This is a genomic window from Rhizorhabdus dicambivorans, from assembly GCF_002355275.1.
Taxonomy (GTDB): Bacteria; Pseudomonadota; Alphaproteobacteria; order Sphingomonadales; family Sphingomonadaceae; genus Rhizorhabdus; species Rhizorhabdus dicambivorans.
In genome coordinates this window covers 1,800,022-1,819,304 of sequence record NZ_CP023449.1, presented here as the reverse complement: position 1 = coordinate 1,819,304, position 19,283 = coordinate 1,800,022, and the positions used below count along the sequence as shown (strand labels likewise).

General features: G+C 66.5%; 17 protein-coding genes. 9 read left to right on the top strand and 8 right to left on the bottom strand.

What is annotated here, in order from left to right:
- Positions 1-95 precede the first annotated feature (95 nt).
- Positions 96-3,350, top strand: coding sequence for a tetratricopeptide repeat protein (locus CMV14_RS08735; RefSeq protein ID WP_066969722.1), 3,255 nt, complete (start codon positions 96-98; stop codon positions 3,348-3,350).
- Positions 3,351-3,375: 25 nt separating this feature from the next.
- Here the strand turns inward: CMV14_RS08735 and CMV14_RS08730 are convergent, their stop codons facing one another.
- The 3 genes from CMV14_RS08730 to dnaK all read right to left on the bottom strand — a co-directional run bounded on the left by CMV14_RS08730 (position 3,376) and on the right by dnaK (position 7,269).
- On the bottom strand, positions 3,376-3,726 hold the full coding sequence (locus CMV14_RS08730; protein ID WP_066969720.1) for a DUF2200 domain-containing protein: 351 nt from the start codon (positions 3,724-3,726) through the stop codon (positions 3,376-3,378).
- 193 nt (positions 3,727-3,919) lie between these two features.
- Complete coding sequence (dnaJ, locus tag CMV14_RS08725) at positions 3,920-5,059, bottom strand: molecular chaperone DnaJ (protein WP_066969718.1); 1,140 nt, start codon at positions 5,057-5,059, stop codon at positions 3,920-3,922.
- A gap of 314 nt (positions 5,060-5,373) precedes the next feature.
- Positions 5,374-7,269, bottom strand: coding sequence for a molecular chaperone DnaK (dnaK, locus tag CMV14_RS08720; RefSeq protein WP_066969716.1), 1,896 nt, complete (start codon positions 7,267-7,269; stop codon positions 5,374-5,376).
- A gap of 162 nt (positions 7,270-7,431) precedes the next feature.
- On the opposite strand from dnaK, the gene CMV14_RS08715 reads away from it, so the two are divergent.
- From CMV14_RS08715 to CMV14_RS08705, 3 genes are all read left to right on the top strand, one after another.
- A complete protein-coding gene (locus tag CMV14_RS08715) occupies positions 7,432-7,911 on the top strand; it encodes a copper chaperone PCu(A)C (protein WP_066969714.1) in 480 nt (159 codons plus the stop codon).
- The gene (locus tag CMV14_RS08710) at positions 7,911-8,846 is read left to right on the top strand and encodes a sulfotransferase family protein (RefSeq protein WP_066969712.1); all 936 of its coding nucleotides are present in this window, start codon (positions 7,911-7,913) and stop codon (positions 8,844-8,846) included. Before CMV14_RS08715 ends, CMV14_RS08710 begins: the two co-directional genes overlap by 1 nt.
- A 117-nt stretch (positions 8,847-8,963) precedes the next feature.
- A protein-coding gene (locus tag CMV14_RS08705) for an IS5 family transposase (RefSeq protein WP_096367834.1) occupies positions 8,964-9,724 on the top strand; the annotation gives its coding sequence in 2 pieces (ribosomal slippage) (positions 8,964-9,288 and positions 9,288-9,724; 762 coding nt in all).
- A 191-nt stretch (positions 9,725-9,915) separates the two neighbouring features.
- Here CMV14_RS08705 and grpE read toward each other — a convergent pair.
- Positions 9,916-10,458, bottom strand: a complete 543-nt coding sequence (gene grpE / locus CMV14_RS08700) for a nucleotide exchange factor GrpE (RefSeq protein WP_066969231.1) — start codon at positions 10,456-10,458, stop codon at positions 9,916-9,918.
- A gap of 328 nt (positions 10,459-10,786) precedes the next feature.
- Between grpE and CMV14_RS08690 the strand changes: the two genes are divergently transcribed.
- The 5 genes from CMV14_RS08690 to CMV14_RS08670 all read left to right on the top strand — a co-directional run bounded on the left by CMV14_RS08690 (position 10,787) and on the right by CMV14_RS08670 (position 15,617).
- Positions 10,787-11,896, top strand: coding sequence for an 8-amino-7-oxononanoate synthase (locus tag CMV14_RS08690; RefSeq protein WP_066969152.1), 1,110 nt, complete (start codon positions 10,787-10,789; stop codon positions 11,894-11,896).
- A complete protein-coding gene (gene bioD / locus CMV14_RS08685) occupies positions 11,893-12,522 on the top strand; it encodes a dethiobiotin synthase (RefSeq protein ID WP_066969154.1) in 630 nt (209 codons plus the stop codon). Before CMV14_RS08690 ends, bioD begins: the two co-directional genes overlap by 4 nt.
- Positions 12,519-13,772, top strand: coding sequence for an adenosylmethionine--8-amino-7-oxononanoate transaminase (gene bioA / locus CMV14_RS08680; RefSeq protein WP_066969156.1), 1,254 nt, complete (start codon positions 12,519-12,521; stop codon positions 13,770-13,772). The genes bioD and bioA overlap by 4 nt, the downstream gene beginning before the upstream one ends.
- 195 nt (positions 13,773-13,967) lie before the next feature.
- Complete coding sequence (locus CMV14_RS08675; protein WP_066969158.1) at positions 13,968-14,855, top strand: hypothetical protein; 888 nt, start codon at positions 13,968-13,970, stop codon at positions 14,853-14,855.
- Between the two features lie 81 nt (positions 14,856-14,936).
- The gene (locus tag CMV14_RS08670) at positions 14,937-15,617 is read left to right on the top strand and encodes a class I SAM-dependent methyltransferase (protein WP_066969160.1); all 681 of its coding nucleotides are present in this window, start codon (positions 14,937-14,939) and stop codon (positions 15,615-15,617) included.
- Here CMV14_RS08670 and CMV14_RS08665 read toward each other — a convergent pair.
- The 4 genes from CMV14_RS08665 to CMV14_RS08650 form a co-directional block, all read right to left on the bottom strand.
- Positions 15,562-16,359, bottom strand: a complete 798-nt coding sequence (locus CMV14_RS08665) for a hypothetical protein (protein WP_066969162.1) — start codon at positions 16,357-16,359, stop codon at positions 15,562-15,564. The two genes, CMV14_RS08670 and CMV14_RS08665, sit on opposite strands and share 56 nt — an antisense overlap.
- Positions 16,360-16,417: 58 nt before the next feature.
- Positions 16,418-17,416, bottom strand: coding sequence for a flagellar motor protein MotB (locus CMV14_RS08660; RefSeq protein WP_066969164.1), 999 nt, complete (start codon positions 17,414-17,416; stop codon positions 16,418-16,420).
- A 30-nt stretch (positions 17,417-17,446) separates the two neighbouring features.
- Positions 17,447-18,310, bottom strand: a complete 864-nt coding sequence (gene motA, locus CMV14_RS08655) for a flagellar motor stator protein MotA (protein ID WP_066969165.1) — start codon at positions 18,308-18,310, stop codon at positions 17,447-17,449.
- A 114-nt stretch (positions 18,311-18,424) separates the two neighbouring features.
- Positions 18,425-19,282, bottom strand: coding sequence for a flagellin (locus tag CMV14_RS08650; protein ID WP_066969167.1), 858 nt, complete (start codon positions 19,280-19,282; stop codon positions 18,425-18,427).
- Position 19,283 lies beyond the last annotated feature (1 nt).

Sequence of the window (19,283 nt, the reverse complement as noted above, 5' to 3'; positions counted from 1 at the left end):
GCAGAGATTGACCAGAAGCGATCCGCGAACAACAGCGACGAACGGGTTGATCGGCGCGACGAATCGCGTACATCTGAACAAAAGGGGTACATGGCATGCGATTCTGGATCGGATGGATGCTGGTGCTCGGCTGGATGACGCCGGCGCTTGCGGGGGATCAGGTGGAGTTCGGGCCGCCGCCGGCCTGGGTGAAGCCGGTCGCCGTCCCCCAGGCGGCTGATCTGCCGGCCCAGGGCGGGATCAGCTATCTGCTGCTCGACGAGCAGATCGATTTCCAGGCGAAGCAGACCAGCGTCTATGCCGAAAGCATCTTCCGCATAAACACCGCCGATGGCCTGTCCGCCGGCAACATCTCGCTGGGGTGGGAGCCGCAGACGCAGCGGCTGATCGTCCACCGGCTGACCATCCAGCGGGGCAAGCAGACGATCGACGTGCTGAAATCGGGCCAGCAGTTCACCGTGCTGCGCCGGGAATCCAACCTCGAAAGCGCGATGCTCGACGGCGTCCTCACCGCGAACATCCAGCCCGAGGGGCTCCAGGTCGGCGACATCGTTCATCTCGTGACGACGCATGTGATGGCCGATCCGGTGCTGGGCGGCCATGCCGAACGCGCGCGGCGCGCGACCAATGCGGGCGGGGTGGCGCGCGAGCATATCCGCGCGCAATGGCCGGCGGCTTTCCCGATCCGGGTGCAGCAGACCCCCGATTGGCCGGCGGCGCCGCCGCGACGGGCCGGAAACCGGATCGAGGTCGAACTGACGCTCGATCGCGCCAAGCCGGTCATCCTGACCAAGGGCGCGCCCGACCGCTACCGACAGCCCCGCATGATCGAGTTCAGCAGCTTCGGCTCCTGGGCCGAGCTGGCGGACCTGTTCGTGCCTCTCTACGACAAGGCGGCGCTGATCCCCGCCGACAGCCCGCTGCGGGCGGAGATCGAGCGCATCCGCCGCGCATCCCCCGATCCGGTCAAGCGCACCGAGGCGGCGCTGATGCTCGTCCAGGGCCAGGTGCGCTATGTCGCGCTGCTGATGGGGGCGGGCGGCTATACGCCCGCCGATGCATCGACCACGTGGAGCCGCCGGTTCGGCGACTGCAAGGCGAAATCGGCCCTGCTGATCGCCATCCTGCGCGCGCTGGACATCGCGGCCGAGCCGGTGCTGGTCGACAGCGACGGGGGCGACGGCTTCGACCAGCGCCTGCCCAGGGCGGGCCTGTTCGACCATGTGATCGTGCGGGCGACGGTCGCCGGCAAGAATTACTGGCTCGACGGCACGCGGAGCGGCGACCGGCGGCTCGACCAGCTTGCCACGCCCGATTATGGCTGGGGGCTGCCGCTGACGAAGGACGCGGCGCTGGTCCGCATGGTGCCGGAACAGCTGGCGCTGCCCGAAACCGAATCCTCGCTGCACATCGATGCCCATGCCGGCCGGACCAAGCCGGCGCCCGCCCGCGCGGAAATCCTGTTCCGAGGCGACTATGCCTATTCGATGAGCGTCGCCATCGCCGACATGAACGACGAGACGCGCGAAAGGTGGCTGCGCGACTATTGGAAGCGCCGCTACGACTTCATCGCGGTCGGCACCGTGACGCAGAGCTATGACGCGGACAGGCGCGAGCAGCGCCTCGCCATGGAGGGCATCGCCACGCTGGAATGGGATGGCGGCGCCTATTGGCTCACCGACAGCCGGCTGGGCTATGACAAGGTCGATTTCGAGCGCAGCGCGGCCGAAGACCGGGCCGCGCCCTATGCCGTCAACTTCCCAAGCTACACCCTGCTCAGGGAGACCATCATCCTGCCCCCCGGCGTGGTGCCCGACAATCCGAATGTCGAGGCCATAGCCGGGGCCATCCGCCATTCGCGAAAGGGGACGCTGAAAGGCAATATCCTGTCGGTCGAGACGGTACAGCAGAGCCTGGCCCCGGAATTCCCGGCCAGCGAAGCCGCCGCCGCCCAGAAGACCATCCGCGCGCTCGCGGATCGCTACGTCGCGCTGCGGATCGCCCAGCCGCAATCGGCCGCGCTGGGCGAAAACCAGGCGCCCGAGACCAGCGACCAGTTCGTCGAGCGCGGATTGCAGCTGCTGGACCGCAACGATCTCGACGGCGCGGTGGCGGCGTTCAATGCCGCGCTGGAACGCGATCCGCGCAATGCCGATGCGCTGGCGGCACGGGGCTTCATCTTCGCGTGGCGGAAGGATTTCGCCGCCGCCACCCGCGACTTCAATGCCGCGGCGGTGCTCGACCCCGACAACACCTACCTCGTGCGCTCGCGCGGCTATCTCGCCTATGCCGAAGGGCGCCCGGCCGATGCGCTGCGCTATTTCTCGCGCGTGCTTGAGGAATTCCCGGACGACGACACCGTTCGCGGCTGGCGCGCCTTCGTCTATCGGGACCTGGGAAATTACGAGGCCGCCCTGCGCGAAGCCGACCTGACGACCAAATCGCTGCCGCGATGGTCCGACCTCTACACGCTGCGGGCTTCGATCCACCGGCTGACCGGCAAGCCCGAACTGGCCATCGCCGAGGCGCGGGCGCTGGTCGCGGCCAAGCCCGGCGACGGCCAGGCGCACGCCCTGGCGGCGAACATCTACCGTTGGGGCGGGCGACGGGAAGACGCCCTGCGCGAGATCGGCCGCGCTATCGAGATCGAACCCACGGCCGACTTCTATCTCGACCGCATGGGCATCCGCGGCCGCGCGGACGTGGCGGGCAAGCTGGCCGATGCCGATGCCGCCCTGCGGATCGATCCGAAGAATTTCGAAGCCTGGTATGGGAAGGCCATCGTGCAGCGGAGCGCCGGCAACCATTCCGGCATGGTCGAAACCCTGAGCGCGGCGCTCCGCAAGCTGCCGGGAAATCTGGACCTGATTTCGCTGCGCGGGCAGGCCTATTTCCTCGACGGCCGGAAACAGGAAGCCCTCCGTGACTTCGCCATGGCCCGCGCCGCGGCGAAGACGGCGACCGACCTGAACACGGTCTGCTGGGACAACGCCACGGCCGACGTCGATCTCCCCGCCGCCCTGGCGGATTGCGACGCCGCGATCGCCAAGGATCCCGACGATTTTGCGCCTCATGACAGCCGTGCCGTCGTCCTGCTGAAAATGGGCCGCCTCGACGACGCGATCGCCGGTTTCGACACCGCCCTCGCGATGAAACCCGACACGGCGGAATCGCTGCTGGGCCGGGCCATCGCCTGGTCGCGCAAGGGGGATGCCCGGCGCGCGGAAGCCGACCGCGCCGCCGCGCTGGCCAAGGATTCCGATATCGTCGAAACCTATCGCAACTATGGACTGGAACTGAACGGCACCGGCGGCGAGCGGAAGCGCCCGGCCCCGAGCACCGCGCCCTGAATCCCAAAGCGGCGCCCGCAGGAGGTTATCCCCGCAAGATCTTCTCCATCGCCTTGCCCCTGGCGAGCTCGTCGATCAGCTTGTCGAGATAGCGTATCTCCCGCATCAGCGGCTCCTCCACATCCTCCACGCGGACGCCGCAGACCACACCGGTGATCAGGGTGCGGGCAGGGTTCATCGCGGGGGCCCGGGCGAAGAAATCCTCGAAGCTGGTCCCATTCGCCAGCGCCTGCTCCAGCGATGCCGGGGTGTGGCCGGTCAGCCAGCAGATGATCCGGTCCACCTCGGCGCGGGTGCGGCCCTTCTTCTCAGCCTTGGCGACATAATGCGGATAGACGCTGGCGACGCTGGTCGCATAGATGCGGTGCTTCGTCATGGCTTCCCTCGCCGGTTCCTCAGGGACAGGACGCGTGAAGACGAAGCGGGATCCCGGATCACGTCCGGGACGACAATCGCGGATGGGCGCGCCGACGTGCGCTCTATCCGATTGCTTCGGCTCGTGGGCTCTACCTTGTTGTTTTACCGCGATTTCCGAGTCGGCAGATGTTTCCATCTGCCTAGAAATCGCTCTAATCCGTCAGATCCTCCCACACGCCCTTCAGCCGGGCGAAGAAGCCGCTCGACTGGGGGCTTTCCTCGCCGGTCTCGGTGGCGCGGAATTCCTCCAGCAGCTCCTTCTGGCGGGAGGTGAGCTTGGTGGGCGTCTCGACGTCGATCTGGATGACGAGGTCGCCATGGCCGCGCTGGTTGAGCACCGGCATGCCGGCGCCGCGCTGGCGGATCTGCTTGCCGGACTGGATGCCGGCGGGGATGCGTATCTCGTGGCGCTTCCTGTCGAGGCCGGGCACTTCGATCGTGCCGCCGAGCGCGGCGGTGGTGAAGCTGATCGGGGCGCGGGCGAACAGGGTGGTGCCGTCGCGCTGGAACAGCGCATGCTCGCGCAGGTGGAGGAAGATGTAGAGATCGCCGGGCGGTCCACCCCTGGCGCCGGCCTCGCCCTCCCCCGTCAGGCGGATGCGGGTGCCTTCGTCGACACCGGCCGGAATGGCGACGTCGAGCGTCTTGGTCTTCTCGATCCGGCCCTCGCCCCGGCACTCGCCGCAGGGATCGGAGATGACCTGGCCGGCGCCATGGCAGGAGGGGCAGGTCCGCTCCACCAGGAAGAACCCCTGCTGGGCGCGGACCTTGCCGTGGCCGCCGCAGGTCTTGCACTGCTGGCTGCCGGTGCCGGGCTTCGCCCCGGTGCCCTGGCAGGGCTCGCAGGCCGCGGCGACATCGACGGTGACGGTCGCCTGCTTGCCGGCATAGGCCTCTTCGAGGCTGATCTCGAGATCGTAGCGCAGATCGGCGCCGCGCCGCACGCTGGAACGCTGGCCGCCGCCGCGACCGCCGCCCATGAACTCACCGAAGATATTCTCGAAGATGTCGGAGAAGCCTTCGAAGCCCTGGCCGCCGCCGAAGCCGCCCCCCGCCCCGCCCTGTTCGAACGCGGCCTTGCCGAAGCGGTCATAGGCGGCACGCTTCTGCGGATCCTTCAGGCAGTCATAGGCCTGGCTGATCGCCTTGAACTTCGCTTCCGCTTCCTGATCGCCGGGGTTGCGATCGGGGTGGAACTGCATCGCCAGCCGCCGGTAGGACGACTTGATGACCTTGTCATCGGCGGTGCGATCGACCTCCAGCAGTTCGTAATAGTCGATGTCCGTGCTCATCGTGCCCCCGATAGGCTAACTTCCCGCCGCCAAAAGCCTTATCCCGCTTGCGGGAGAAGGTTGGATGAGGGTCTTTTTCTTCTTTACCGGCCCATGCCGCAGCGAGCCTGCCGCAAGAAGAAGACCCTCACCCAACCCTCTCCCGCGAAGGCGGGAGAGGGCTATAGCGCAAACCGGCCCTGCGGGGTCCAGCTTCTCCCGCGTCATGGAAGGCAGCGGGACCCCGGATCAAGTCCGGGGTGAGGAAAAAAAGACCGGATCCGGAAGCTCACCCTCCCGCAGGAGAGGCAAATCCCGGATCCGGTTCACCAGTCTTACTTCTTGTCGTCGACTTCCGAGAATTCGGCGTCGACCACGTCGTCGTTCTTCGGCGCCTCGTCGGCCTGGGGCGAGGCGGCGGCCGCCTGCTCCTGCTCGTAGATCGCCTGGCCGAGCTTCATCGCCGCCTGGGCAAGCGCCTGGGCCTTCTCGGTCATCGCGTCGGCATCGCCGCCCTCGACCGCGGTCTTGGCATCGGCCAGCGCCGTCTCGATCTCGGCCTTCACGCTCGCGTCGACCTTGTCGCCATGTTCCTGGAGCTGACGCTCGGTCGAGTGGATCAGGCTTTCGGCGTTGTTCTTCGCCTCGGCCGCCGCACGGCGCTTCTTGTCCTCGTCGGCGAACTGTTCGGCATCCTTCACCATCGCGTCGATATCGGCGTCCGAAAGGCCGCCCGACGCCTGGATCTTGATCTGCTGTTCCTTGCCGGTGCCCTTGTCCTTCGCCGACACATTGACGATGCCGTTCGCGTCGATGTCGAAGGTGACCTCGATCTGCGGCACGCCGCGCGGCGCCGGGGGGATGCCGATCAGGTCGAACTGGCCGAGCATCTTGTTGTCCGCCGCCATCTCGCGCTCACCCTGGAAGACGCGGATGGTGACGGCGTTCTGGTTGTCGTCGGCCGTCGAATAGGTCTGCGACTTCTTGGTCGGGATCGTCGTGTTGCGGTCGATCATCCGGGTGAACACGCCACCCAGCGTCTCGATGCCCAGCGACAGCGGGGTCACGTCGAGCAGCAGCACATCCTTGACGTCGCCCTGCAGCACGCCGGCCTGGATGGCGGCACCCATGGCGACGACCTCATCGGGGTTGACGCCGGTGTGCGGCTCCTTGCCGAAGAAGCTCTTAACAACCTCGCGGACGCGCGGCATGCGGGTCATGCCGCCGACCATCACGACCTCGTCGATGTCGCCGGTCTTCAGGCCGGCATCGGCCAGCGCCTTCTTGAGCGGCTCGACCGAACGCTGGATCAGCGGCTCGACCAGTCGTTCCAGATCGGCGCGGCTGATCGCCTTGACGAGGTGCTTCGGCCCGGTCGCATCGGCGGTGATGAAGGGCAGGTTCACCTCGGTGGTCTGCGCCGACGACAGCTCGATCTTCGCCTTCTCGGCGGCTTCCTTGAGCCGCTGGAGGGCCAGGCGATCCTTGGTCAGGTCGATCCCTTCGGCCTTCTGGAAGTCGGCCGCCAGGAACTCCACCAGCTTGGCGTCGAAATCCTCGCCGCCCAGGAAGGTGTCGCCGTTGGTGGACTTCACCTCGAACACGCCGTCGCCAATCTCGAGGATCGAGATGTCGAAGGTGCCGCCGCCGAGATCATAGACGGCGATGGTCTTGCCGTCGTTCTTCTCCAGCCCATAGGCCAGCGCGGCCGCGGTCGGCTCGTTGATGATGCGCAGCACCTCTAGACCGGCGATCTTGCCGGCGTCCTTGGTGGCCTGGCGCTGGGCGTCGTTGAAATAGGCCGGCACGGTGATGACGGCCTGGGTCACGGTCTCGCCCAGATAGGACTCGGCGGTCTCCTTCATCTTCTGGAGCGTGAAGGCCGATATCTGCGAGGGCGAATAATCCTCACCGCCCGCCTTCACCCAGGCGTCGCCGTTCGGACCCTTGACGATGTGATAGGGCACCAGTTCGGTGTCCTTCTTGGTGATCGGATCGTCGAAGCGGCGGCCGATGAGGCGCTTCACCGCGAAGATGGTGTTGTCGGGGTTGGTCACCGCCTGGCGCTTGGCCGGCTGACCGATGAGCCGCTCGCCATCCTTGGCGAACGCGACGATCGAAGGCGTGGTGCGCGCGCCTTCCGCATTTTCGATGACCTTGGGCTTGCCGCCTTCCATCACGGCGACGCAGCTGTTGGTGGTGCCCAGATCGATACCGATTACCTTAGCCATTCCAGTCCTTTCAAACCCCCAATGGGCGATCCCTGTCCTGCCCCCAGATAACGAGGCGAGCAGGCGGCCAATCGCAGTGAACGGGGGCGATATAGGTGGGGATTCGATTGCTGCAAGACGCAACTGCTCCTAATTGTCGTGCCGGATTTCATGGAGTTATCGATGCGCCGCCTGCTGGTTCCCCTGATCGCCCTTCTCGCGCTTGCCGCATGCCAGCCCCGGGGCGGTGAAAAACCGGTGGTGAAGGACCCCTGGGTGCGGCTGGCAGTGGTGCCGGGGCGGCCCGCCGCCGCCTATTTCACGCTGAAGGGGGCGGCCAAGGACGATCGGCTTCTGAGGATCGACAGCGCGGTGGTCGACAAGATAGAGATGCACGAGAACGTCATGGACGGGGGCGTGATGACGATGCGGCAGATGGCCGATGTACCGTTGCCGGCCGGCGCGACGATCGAGTTCGCGCCCGGCGGCAACCATGCGATGCTGTTCGGCGTCGATTCGCGTATCACCCCGGGCACGGGAATCCCCATGCTGTTCAGCTTCGCCAGCGGCGCGAAGATCGAGGTCGAGGCGAAGACCGTTCCCGCCGGTGGCGACGAGGGTCAGGGCGGGGGCCAGGGCGACATGGCGGGCATGCACCACTGATGGCAAGCGAGCCGCCCCGCCCCGCCCCGACCTTCCTGGTCGCGGCGCCGCGTTCGGGTGCGGCGGCGCTGCGCCATGTGCTGAACCAGCATCCGGCGATCATCATCGCGCCCGAGTTCGATTTCCTGGTGGAGGCGATCACCCCCGATGGCCGGCTGATGAAGCGCGATGCCTTCCTGCGCTCGGTCGACTTCAACAGCCGCTTCAAGAAGCTGGGCCTGACGGTGCCGCAGGGCACCGGCCTGGCCGGCATCGCGCAGGCGCTGCTCGATCAGGTGGCGGCGGCCCGCCCCGGCGCGGCGATCGTCGGCGCCACGCTGCAGCATGATTTCGACCGGATATTGTGGCTGTGGCCCGACGCGCGCTTCATCCACCTGGTGCGCGACGGGCGCGACGTGGCGATGGCCAATGTGCGGGCGCGGCAAGCGGGCAATCTGTGGCACGGCATCGCCGAATGGACCGAGGCGGAGGCGCTGTGGGACCGGATGTCGCACAAGCTGCCGCCCGACCGGCAATATACGATCAAATATGAGACCATGGCCGCCGAGCCCGATTATGAGATCCGGCGGCTCTGCCAGTTCCTGCAGCTGCCCGTGGCGCCGGAGATGCTGCAGCAGGCCGGCGTGCTGGAACGCGAGGCGGCCGGCCGCTGGCGCAAGGCCGAAACGCGCGAAATCTCCGCCGCCGAGCATCGCGCCGCGCGCTGGCTGCTCCAGAACAGCTATTTCCTGAGCGGCACCGTGCGACCGCCCTCTATCCTCCACCGCGCCGCGCTCGGCATCCAGAACAAGGCTGCCATCGCCAACCACAGACGCGAACGGCTCGGCACCGGGCTGTGGGTGAAGGGCGGCCTCGTCGGCAAACTCGGCACCCGCAAGGCCAAGGCCAGGATGAAGCGCCGGCAGTACGACATCCTCAGCCGGAACGAGGATTGATATAACAGCGTCGCCCCGGCGGAGGCCGGGGCCGGCACAGGCACTAGGCTGTAGTGACATTTTAGGGATTTACGCCGACGGAGGTTTCTGATTCAACGCTGGCTTTTGGAGGCTGGTGTGGAAGGCGAGGTTCTTCGAGACGATCAATGGGACCGTCTGCGAGAGTTCGTGCCGGGTGGTCGCAAGGGACGGAGAGGCCCACGCAGCGACGGCCGTCGCTTTCTAAATGCCCTTTTGTGGCTGGCGCGTTCAGGCGGTCGCTGGCGCGATCTTCCAGAGAGGTTCGGCCCCTACCAGACCGCCAAGCGGCGCTATTATCGTTGGGTCGAGCAGGGGGTGATCGACCGGATATTCGAAGCCGTGTCGGATGATCCCGATATTGAATGGCTGGCAATCGATGCGACGGTGATCCGCGCTCAAGCCCAAGCGGCTGGGGCAAGGGTAAAAAGGGGGGCGCTCAAGCCCAGGCTCTTGGGCGATCCAGAGGCGGGTTTGGCACCAAAATCCACGCCGTAGTCGATGCCCTTGGCTTGCCGATCCGCTTCATCCTCGGCCCTGGACAGCAAAACGACATGGCACCGGCCTGCGATCTGATCCGAGGCATTCCAGCTGAAAGAGTGCTGGCGGATCGTGCCTACGACGCCGACAGCTTGCATGACCTCATCTACGAGCAAGGCGGCGAGCCGATCATTCCGCCTCGCCGCCATCGCAAATATCAGCACCACTATGATCGCATTGCCTACAAGCAGCGCTGGGGCATCGAGGGCTTCTTCGCAAAGCTCAAGCAGTGGCGGCGCATCGCCACACGCTACGACAAAATTGCCAGAAACTTCCTCGGCTTCGTTAAACTCGCCAGCATCATGCTGTGGCTCAAATGATTAAATCGTCACCACAGCCTAGAGCGGCCGATCCGACTGCATCGGATTGACCGCTCTAGGTCATTGTTTTACCGCGATTTCCGAGCCAGCAGATGTTTCAATCTGCTTAGAAATCGCTCTTGCGGCAGCCTCACCTCACACTCTGACGGCCCCGGCCTCCGCCGGGGCGACCGCCATGGTTCAACGGCGAATCAGTCCGGCTTCTTCGCCACGCCGACCAGCGCCGGGCGCAGCAGCCGGTCCTTGATCATGTAGCCCGCCTGCATCTCCTGGATGACGGTGCCGGGTTCGGCATCGGCATGGGGCAGTTCCATCATCGCCTGGTGGCGATTCGGATCGAGCTTCTCGCCCATCGATTCGATCCTGGTGATGCCGTTGCGCTGGAAGACATTGTCCAGCTCCTTGGCGGTCATCTCGATCCCGGTGAGGAGGGACTTGATCCGCTCGTCCTCGCGCAGCTCGGCCGGAATCGCGGCGAGCGCACGGGCGAGATTGTCGGAGACCGACAGCATGTCGCGCGCAAAGCCGGTCGCCGCATAGGCCGAGGCGTCGGCCTTTTCCTTCTCCAGCCGGCGGCGGACATTCTGGGTCTCGGCCTGCGCGTAGAGCACCTCGTTGCGCAGCTTCTCCAACTCGCCCTCAAGCCGGGCAAAGGGGTTCTCGACCTCGGCTTCCGCCGCCGTCTCCGTCTCGGGGGTCTCCACCTCGTTCTCGCCGATCTGTTCTTCGCTCATGCCTTCTTCCGGTCGCTGCGCGGGATCACCCGCCATCGTTTCGCGGGCTGATATAGTCAAACAAAGGCGAACGACCAGAGGCCGAACGCATTTTGCGCCATGATCCATTGTCGCCTTTCCCGCGAAAGTGGACCTTTGCGTAAAGAGCGTGCGCCCCCCAACACCCGTCATCCTCGCGGATGCGGGGATCCATAACCCCTTCGCCCAAGAGGTTCGAGCTTCAGAGAATATGGATTCCCGCCTGCGCGGGAATGACGACAATGGGCAAACCGACGACACGCCCAAGTTCAGCATGACGGCGGGGAAATGAGGCGCTACTGCGCGGCCCATGTCGATCCTCGACACCCATCGCGAGGCGCTGGACCTCATCGCGCGGCGATCGCGCACGCGGCGGCTGATCCCGCGCGCCGGCCATGATTTCGCGTCGAACGACTATCTGGGCCTCGCCAACTCGCCGGAACTGCGCGGCGCCGTCGCCGCCGCGATCGAGCGCGGGGTGGCGATCGGCGCGGGCGGGTCGCGGCTGCTGCGCGGCAACGATCCCGAGCATGAGGCGCTGGAGGCCGAGGCCGCCGCCTTCTTCGGCAGCGGAGCCGCCCTGTTCTTCTCGACCGGCTTCGCCGCCAACAGCGCGATCCTGTCCACCCTGCCGGCGGGCCGCGACCTGATCGTCCACGACGCGCTGATCCACGCCAGCGTGCATGAGGGGCTGAAGCTGGGCCGCGCCACCACCGTCGCCGCCCGCCACAACGATGTCGACGCCTTCGCCGATGCGGTCCGCGGCTGGCGCGCGGCCGGCAACAAGGGCCGGGTCTGGATCGCGGTGGAGAGCCTCTACAGCATGGACGGCGACATCGCCCCGCTGGACGAGCTGGCCGAACTGGCCGACCGCGAGGAGGCCTTCCTGATCGTCGACGAGGCGCATGCCACCGGGGTGTTCGGGCCCGACGGACGCGGCCTTGCCCATGCGCTGGAGGGGCGCGACAATGTTGTCACGCTCCGGACCTGCGGCAAGGCGCTGGGCTGCGAAGGGGCGCTGGTCTGCGCGCCGCGCGTGCTGATCGACATATTGATCAACAAGGCGCGCGGCTTCATCTTCTCCACCGCTCCCTCGCCGCTCGCGGCGGCGGCAGTGCGCGCGAGCATCGGCCTGCTTGCTTCCCAGCCCGAGCGCCGCGAGCGGCTGGCCAGGCTGGTCGCCCATGCGGGAACCCGCCTGCCGGCCAGCGGATCGCAGATCCTGCCGCTGATCATTGGCGAGGATGGCCGGACGATGGAGATCGCAGGCGAACTGCAGGGGCGCGGCTTCGACGTGCGCGGCATCCGCCCGCCGACCGTGCCGCCCGGCACATCCCGGCTGCGCATATCGCTGACCCTCAACGCCGACGAGGCGGCCGTCGATGCGCTGGCCGACGCGATCGGGGACCTGACCGCATGACCCAGGCGATCGTCGTCACCGCGACCGACACCGATGTCGGCAAGACGGTATTCTCGGCCGGGCTCGTCCGCGCGCTGGACGGCTGCTACTGGAAGCCGGTGCAGGCGGGCCTTGCCGACGGCACCGACAGCGAGACGGTACGCCACCTGTCAGGCCTGCCCGACGATCGCATCCTGCCCGAGGCCTATCGCCTCCACACCCCCGCGTCGCCCCACCATGCCGCCGCCATCGACAATGTGGTGATCGAACCCGCGCTGCTCGATCCGCCGCCCTGCGACCGCCGCCTGGTGATCGAGGGCGCGGGCGGGCTGCTGGTGCCGCTGGCGGGCGGGCTGCTGTTCGCTGACATCTTCGCGCGCTGGCACTTCGAGACGGTGCTGGTCGCGCGCACCGCGCTCGGCACGATCAACCACAGCCTGCTGACGATCGAGGCGCTGCGCGCGCGCGACATCCCGATCCTCGGCATCGCCTTCGTCGGCGATGCGGTGGAGGAAAGCGAGCGGACGATCTGCGCGATCGGCCGGGTGAAGCGGCTCGGCCGCCTGCCCCGGCTCGATCCGCTCGACGCCAGATCGCTCGCCGCCGCCTTCGCCGCCAATTTCGATCCCGCGGATTTCACACCATGAGCTCACCCGTCTGGCACCCCTTCACCCAGCATGGCCTGGGCGAGGATATCCCGCTGATCGAGCGGGCCGAGGGCGCGCTGCTCCACGCCGCCGACGGGCGCCGCTTCATCGACGCCATATCCTCCTGGTGGGTGACGACCCACGGCCATTGCCATCCGCGCATCATGGCGGCGATCCGGGAACAGGCCGGGAAGCTGGACCAGCTGATCTTCGCCGGCTGGACGCACGAGCCGGCCGAGACGCTGGCGCGCGACCTGGTCGCGATCACCCCGGCCGGGCTGGACCATGTCTTCTTCTCCGACAGCGGATCGACCAGCGTCGAGGTCGCGCTCAAGATGGCGCTCGGCTACTGGCTCAACCGGGGCGAGCCGCGCCACCGCATCGTCGTGATGGAGCACAGCTATCATGGCGACACTATCGGCGCGATGTCGGTGGGCGAGCGTGGGGTCTATAACCGCGCCTATCAGCCGCTGCTGTTCGACGTCGACACCCTGCCCTTCCCGCATGGCGACGGCGAGGCGGCGATCGCCGCGTTCGAACGGCTCTGCACGCAGAACCCGCCACCCGCCGCGCTGATCGTCGAGCCGCTGATCCTGGGCGCGGGCGGCATGCTGATCTACCCGCCGCATGTGCTCAAAAGCCTGCGCGACATCTGCGCGCGCGAAGGCGTATTGTTCATCGCCGACGAGGTGATGACCGGCTGGGGCCGCACCGGCATGGTCTTCGCCTGCCAGCACGCCGGGATCGCACCCGACCTGATGTGCCTGTCCAAGGGGCTGACCGGCGGCGCGGTGCCGCTGGCCGTCACCATGGCGACCAGGGCGATCTTCGACGCGCATCTCTCCGACGATCGCGGCCGGATGTTCTTCCATTCGTCGAGCTACACCGCCAATCCGATCGCCTGCGCCGCCGCCAATGCCAATCTGGCCATCTGGCGCGACGAGCCGGTGATGGCGCGGATCATCGACCTTGCCCGCCGCCAGGTCGAGCGGCTGGAGCGGATCGAGGATCCGCTGATCGTCGGCAAGCGCCAGCTCGGCACGATCACGGCGATGGAGTTCGTCGATCCCTATGGCGACTATCTTTCGGCGATGGGGCCGATGCTGGGCCGCTTCTTCCGCGACCGGGGGCTGCTGCTGCGGCCGATGGGCAACACCGTCTATGTGATGCCGCCCTATTGCATCGAGGACGACCAGCTCGACGCGATCTACGCGGCGATCGCGGCGGCGGCACAGGGGATGCGGACATGAAGAAGCAGATCGTCCCGCCATCCTGCTGCTCGTGCTGCTGCTGCCGATGTTCGCCGGCATCGCCCGGATCAGGCGCCTGCCCCGTGAGCGCAAGGACGACGATCAGCCGAAAGTCTGAGAAAGGGCGCCAGACGGCGGCAACCTTTCGTTAACCATGATCAGCGACAATTAAGGGGTGTTAACGGGACCCCTCCCATGAGCCTGACGGGCTTCGGCAGAGTCGAGCGCGATGCCGGCGGCGTTCGCGGCGCGATCCAGCGCGCGGCGCAGCGGGTGGGCGTCGACTTCACCTATCTGCTCAACCAGGCCAAGTCCGAGAGCGGGCTCAACCCTCAGGCGCAGGCGCAGTCGAGCTCGGCGGGCGGCCTGTTCCAGTTCATCGACCAGAGCTGGCTCGGCGCGGTCAAGATGTATGGCGCCAAGCACGGTCTGGGCTGGGCCGCCGATGCGATCAGCCGCCGGGGCGACGGCAGCTGGAAGGTCGACAGCTCGGTCCGCGAGCAGGTGATGGCGCTCAAGAACCATCCCGACGCCTCCTCGCTGATGGCCGCCGAGTTCGCCAGCGACAATGCCGAAGGGCTGCAGGCCAGGCTGGGCCGCCAGCCGCGCTCGGCCGACCTTTATTTCGCGCATTTCCTGGGGCTGGAAGGCGCGACCAGATTCCTGAAGGCCGCCGATGCGCGGCCCGACGCCAGCGCGGCCGCGCTGTTCCCGCGCGAGGCCCGCGCCAACCGCTCGATCTTCTACGACAATGGCGGCAATGCCCGCTCGCTGTCACAGGTCTATGCGCTGATGGCGAAGAAGATCGACGACAATGGCAGCGCCGTGCCCGCCACCGGGCCCGGACAGACCGATCCGCTGGCGGGCGAGGACGGCCTGCGCCTCGCTTATGCGCGCCAGGTGTTCGAAGGCGACGGCAAGGCCGCGCCCGACACCGCCGAGATGCTGGCGATGATGGGATCGACCCAGCGGCTCAACCTGCTCAAGCCCAGCCCGTCCAACGCGATGCTGGCCTACCGGATGCTCGCCTCCAACGGCGATGGCTCGATCAGCGACGATTTCCTCCCCGGCCGCGACGCCTGACGGGCGCCCAAGACTTCCCCTTGCCGGGCTCCCGACCCGCCCTGTACAGCGTGGCCGGGCTTCGCTGGATCGGGTTGGTCAATGTCGCTGAATCAGTATTTCTGGACGAACCGTGGCGAGCCGATCAACAAGTGGCTCCAATATCTCCCCGTCTACGAACGCTATTTCTCCCGCTTTCGCGACCGGCGGATCATGTTCCTGGAGATCGGCACCGGCCAGGGCGGCTCGTCGCAGATGTGGAAGCATTATTTCGGGCCGGCGGCGCAGATCGTGAGCGTCGACATCCGCGAGGAATGCCGCAAGTTCGAGGACGAGCAGGTCGCGATCCGCATCGGCGACCAGTCGGACCCCGCCTTCCTGGGCGCGATCGTCGAGGAGTTCGGCTATCCGGATATCGTCCTCGACGACGGCAGCCATCGTTCCGAGCATGTCAATGCGACCTTCGATTTCCTCTATCCGAACATGCCGCGCGAGGCGCTCTACGTGGTCGAGGACACCCATGCGAGCTACTGGCCGCGCTGGGGCGGCGGCCTGGGCGTGCCGACCACATTCATCGAGCGGATGAAGCGCATCGTCGACGAACTCCACGCCGGCAATCCCTATAACAAGGCGCAGATCGGCGAGGACCTGCCCTGTTCGGAGATCGGGCGGCTGACCCGCGCGGTGCACTTCTACGACAGCATTGCCGTCGTCGAGAAAGGCGCATTCATCGCGAAGCAGAGCCGGTCGATCCCCCATGTGCCGGGCCAGAAGGTCTGGTGACGGGCGACTGCAGGCCCGCATAGCGATAGCAGGTTTCGACGAGGGTCGCAGAGGTGGTCTCTTCGGGCCGATACCAGGGCTGCGCGGCTATGCCGGTGTCGGCGAATGGCAAGCGGTCGATCAGCGGCAGGACGCCCTCATAGCCCTGCCTGTCCCCATGATCGCCGATCAGCGCCTCGAAATGATAGCGATCGTCGGACTCCTCGACCGGCAGGCGGGCCATGTACCCCGCCTTGATCCAGAAGAAATTATGCCAGCACCAGCCGCGCCGGGACGGAAACAGCCCGGCGCGCGTGATCGCCGGATTGCCGGTCAGCAGAGCGAGATCCGCGGTCAGGCCGACCTCGGTGTGCAGCCGGAACAGGCCCATCTTGCCCGGCGAGAGCTGCGATATGCCTTTGCTGTGGCAATAATAGATCAGGTGATCGGGCGACGACCGCTCGGCCACCGCCTTCATCGCGCGGAAGCCGGGATATTCGAAGCGGTTGCGGCGATCGGATTCGATCGAGGCGGGGTCGATCGAAAAGCCATGGCTGGCAATCGCATGATGGACTTCGGCATCCCAGGCCCGTGGCGCGACATAGGCGACCACGACCTCGATTGGTTCCGCCGACGGCCGGATCAGTTCGGCGATCCAGCGAAGCTGCTCCCCCATGAAGCCAAGCCGCGCCGGCATCGCCGCGGGATCGGCATCCTCGTCGCCAAGGAATGCGAAATAGACGACCGACCTCGATTGGCGCATGGCGATTGCCTATCGCCATGACCGATCGGCCGCAATCCCGGCCGGGAAATCGCCAGAATCAGTGCTTCTTCGCCGCCGCCATCTGCGCCATCGCCTCGGCGGGCATCGCGGTGGGGTCGTTCGCGCCGGAGCCCGCCATCAGGTCGACCGGGCCGCGCGGCGCGGCGCCGGCGAAGCCTGGGTTGTCGCCCGACCAGGCGAGCGTGATCGACATGCGGCGGTTGCGCGGATCATAGGGATCGTCGGGCAGATAGGGCTCGCGATCGGCGACGCCCTCGATCCGGGCGAAGCGGCTGTTGGCGACGCCATTGTCGGCCAGCGCGCGGCGGGTCGCCTCGGCGCGGGCGGCAGACAAGGTCCAGTTGTTGACGGTGCGGCCCTTCGAATAGGGCATCGCATCGGTGTGACCGCGCACGATCACCGAATTGTCGGTGAAGTTGCTCACCTCGGCGACCTGCTTCATCAGGCTGAGCGCCTCCGGCGAAAGCTGGTCGGTGCCCGACCGGAACATGGCGAAGTCGGCCTGGTCGACCAGATCGATGCGCAGCCCCTCGCGGGTTTCCACCATGCGGACGTTCTTCATCATCTGGGCGAGCTTGGGATTGGCCGCCATCTTCGCCTGAAGCATCATCTTGAGCTTCTGGAAGGCCACGCGATCCTTGTTGCGGATCGCCGAGCCACCTTCCTTCTCGCCGCCCGACGCATCCTTGGGGATGGTGATCGACTTGGAGCCGGTCTGCGCCGCGCGGTGCGGGTAATTGTCCTTGTCGACGATCGACTCGCCGCCGAACAGCCCGTTGGAGCCCGCGCTCTTCTCGCGCATCTGGACCATCGTCGGCGTGAAATAGTCGGCGATGCCCTTGCGCTGTTTCTCGGTGGTGGCGCCCAGGATCCACATCAGCAGGAAGAACGCCATCATCGCGGTCACGAAGTCGGCATAGGCGACCTTCCAGGCGCCGCCATGATGGCCGCCATGGCCCTCCTCGATAATCTTCTTGATGATTATCGGTCTGGGTTCGGGCTCGTTCTTGCCGCGCTTGGTGGGCGATTGCGCCATGGCGAAGGCTTTCCTGCGAGGATTTGAGGCTTAACGGCCGCGCATGCCGTCGAACACGTCGGCGAAGGCCGGCTGGTTCGAATGGGTGATGCCCGAGCGCGCGGCCTCGATCACCAGCGGCAACGGATGGCCATGGAGCGACGCGATGATGATCTGCTTGACCACGCCATAGATGGCGGCATCGGCCTCGATCACCTGCTTGCAGCGGCTCGCGAAGGGCCCGAAGATGCCATAGGCGAGCAGAATGCCGAGGAAGGTACCGACGAGCGCCGAGCCGATCATCGCGCCGAGGATCGCCGGCGGCTTGTCGATCGAGCCCATCGTCTTCACCACGCCGAGAACCGCCGCGACGATGCCCAGCGCGGGCAGCGAGTCGGCCAGGTTCTGGATCGCGTCCGCCGGGCGGACCTCGTCATGATGATGGGTCTTCAGCGCATTATCCATCACGTCCTCGACCGCCATCGGATCGAGCGTGCCCGACGAGATGACGACCAGGCGCAGCGTGTCGGTGATCATGTGGATCAGCGTGCTGTCCTTCAGGAGCTTGGGGTATTCGGCGAACAGGGTCGACGCCTTGGGGTCCTCGATATGCGGTTCGAGCGCGACGGGCCCCTCGGTGCGCAGCTTCTTCATCAGCGTGCTGACGAGGAAGATGACGTCGAGATAGTCCTTCTTGTTGTACTTCGGACCCTTGAAGACCTTGGCGAAGCCGCCACCGAGCTGCTTGAGCTCCTTCATCGAATTGCCGGCGACGGTCGCGCCGACCGCCGCGCCGCCGATGATCAGCATTTCGTGCGGGATGGCGTGAAAGACGGGGCCGAGGTCACCGCCGGTGATGGCGAAACCGCCAAACACCATGGCCATGAGGATGACGAGGCCGATACCAGCAAACATGGACGCTCACTCCCGGATATTCCTATGGGCGCCGGGCCTGTGCGCGGCCCATGTCCCCGATCATCGTTAACGGCCGGAAAAGCAGATTCTTTATCCAGCCTTCGTCAGCGACGCTTAACGTAGAAAATCAAATAAAGTGTTGCTGTTGACCTTGGCGAAGGCCTGTTGCGCGGCCTGGAGCGTCAGGGTCTTGGCGTTAAGCTTCATGATCGCCGCCGCCACGTCGGTATCCTCGAGCGAGCTGCGCTCCTCGGACAGCTGGGCCGAGGCATCGATGAGAGTCTCGGCCGCGGTGTCGAGCTGCGAGGCGCGCACGCCCTGGGCGGCGCGCTGGTTGGTGACATGGGTGATGGCCCGATCGATGTCCGACAGCGCGGCATCGGCGACGGTCCGGCGGGTCGCGACGTCGTCGGTGGAAATCGCGTCGATCGCGGCGCCGATCGCATAATCGAGATCGTCGATGCCATGGCCGTAGCTGATGCCCTCGAACATCTCCGAGCGCTGGGTCGTCGCGGTCAGCCGCACGGTCGCGGAGACCGAGACCTGGAGCGGCGCGTCGGTCGGGAATAGCGACTGGCCGGTCGGCGTCGTCGCCGTCGCCGTGTTGGCCAGCGCGACGCGCAGCGAGGACAGCTCCTGGACGATCGCGGCGCGATCGGTGGGCGACACCGATTCCGAACGGCCGGCCAGGGTGAGTTCCTTCACCCGGTTGAAGATGTCGCCGATATTGTTCTGCGCGGTATCGACCTGGGCGGCTACCGCCTTGGCGGTCTCGATGTTGCGGCTCCACACGACCTGATCGGCCTGGGCACGGCGCAGTTCGGAGATGCGGCCGGCGGCGATCGGATCGTCGGACGGCTTCTGCACCTTCTTGCCGGTCGATATCTCCGACTGGGCGCGCGCGATCTCGGCGCCGAGCTTGGCCTGCCGGTTGATCTGGGCCAGGGCGTTGTAGCGGGTCGCGGTTATCACC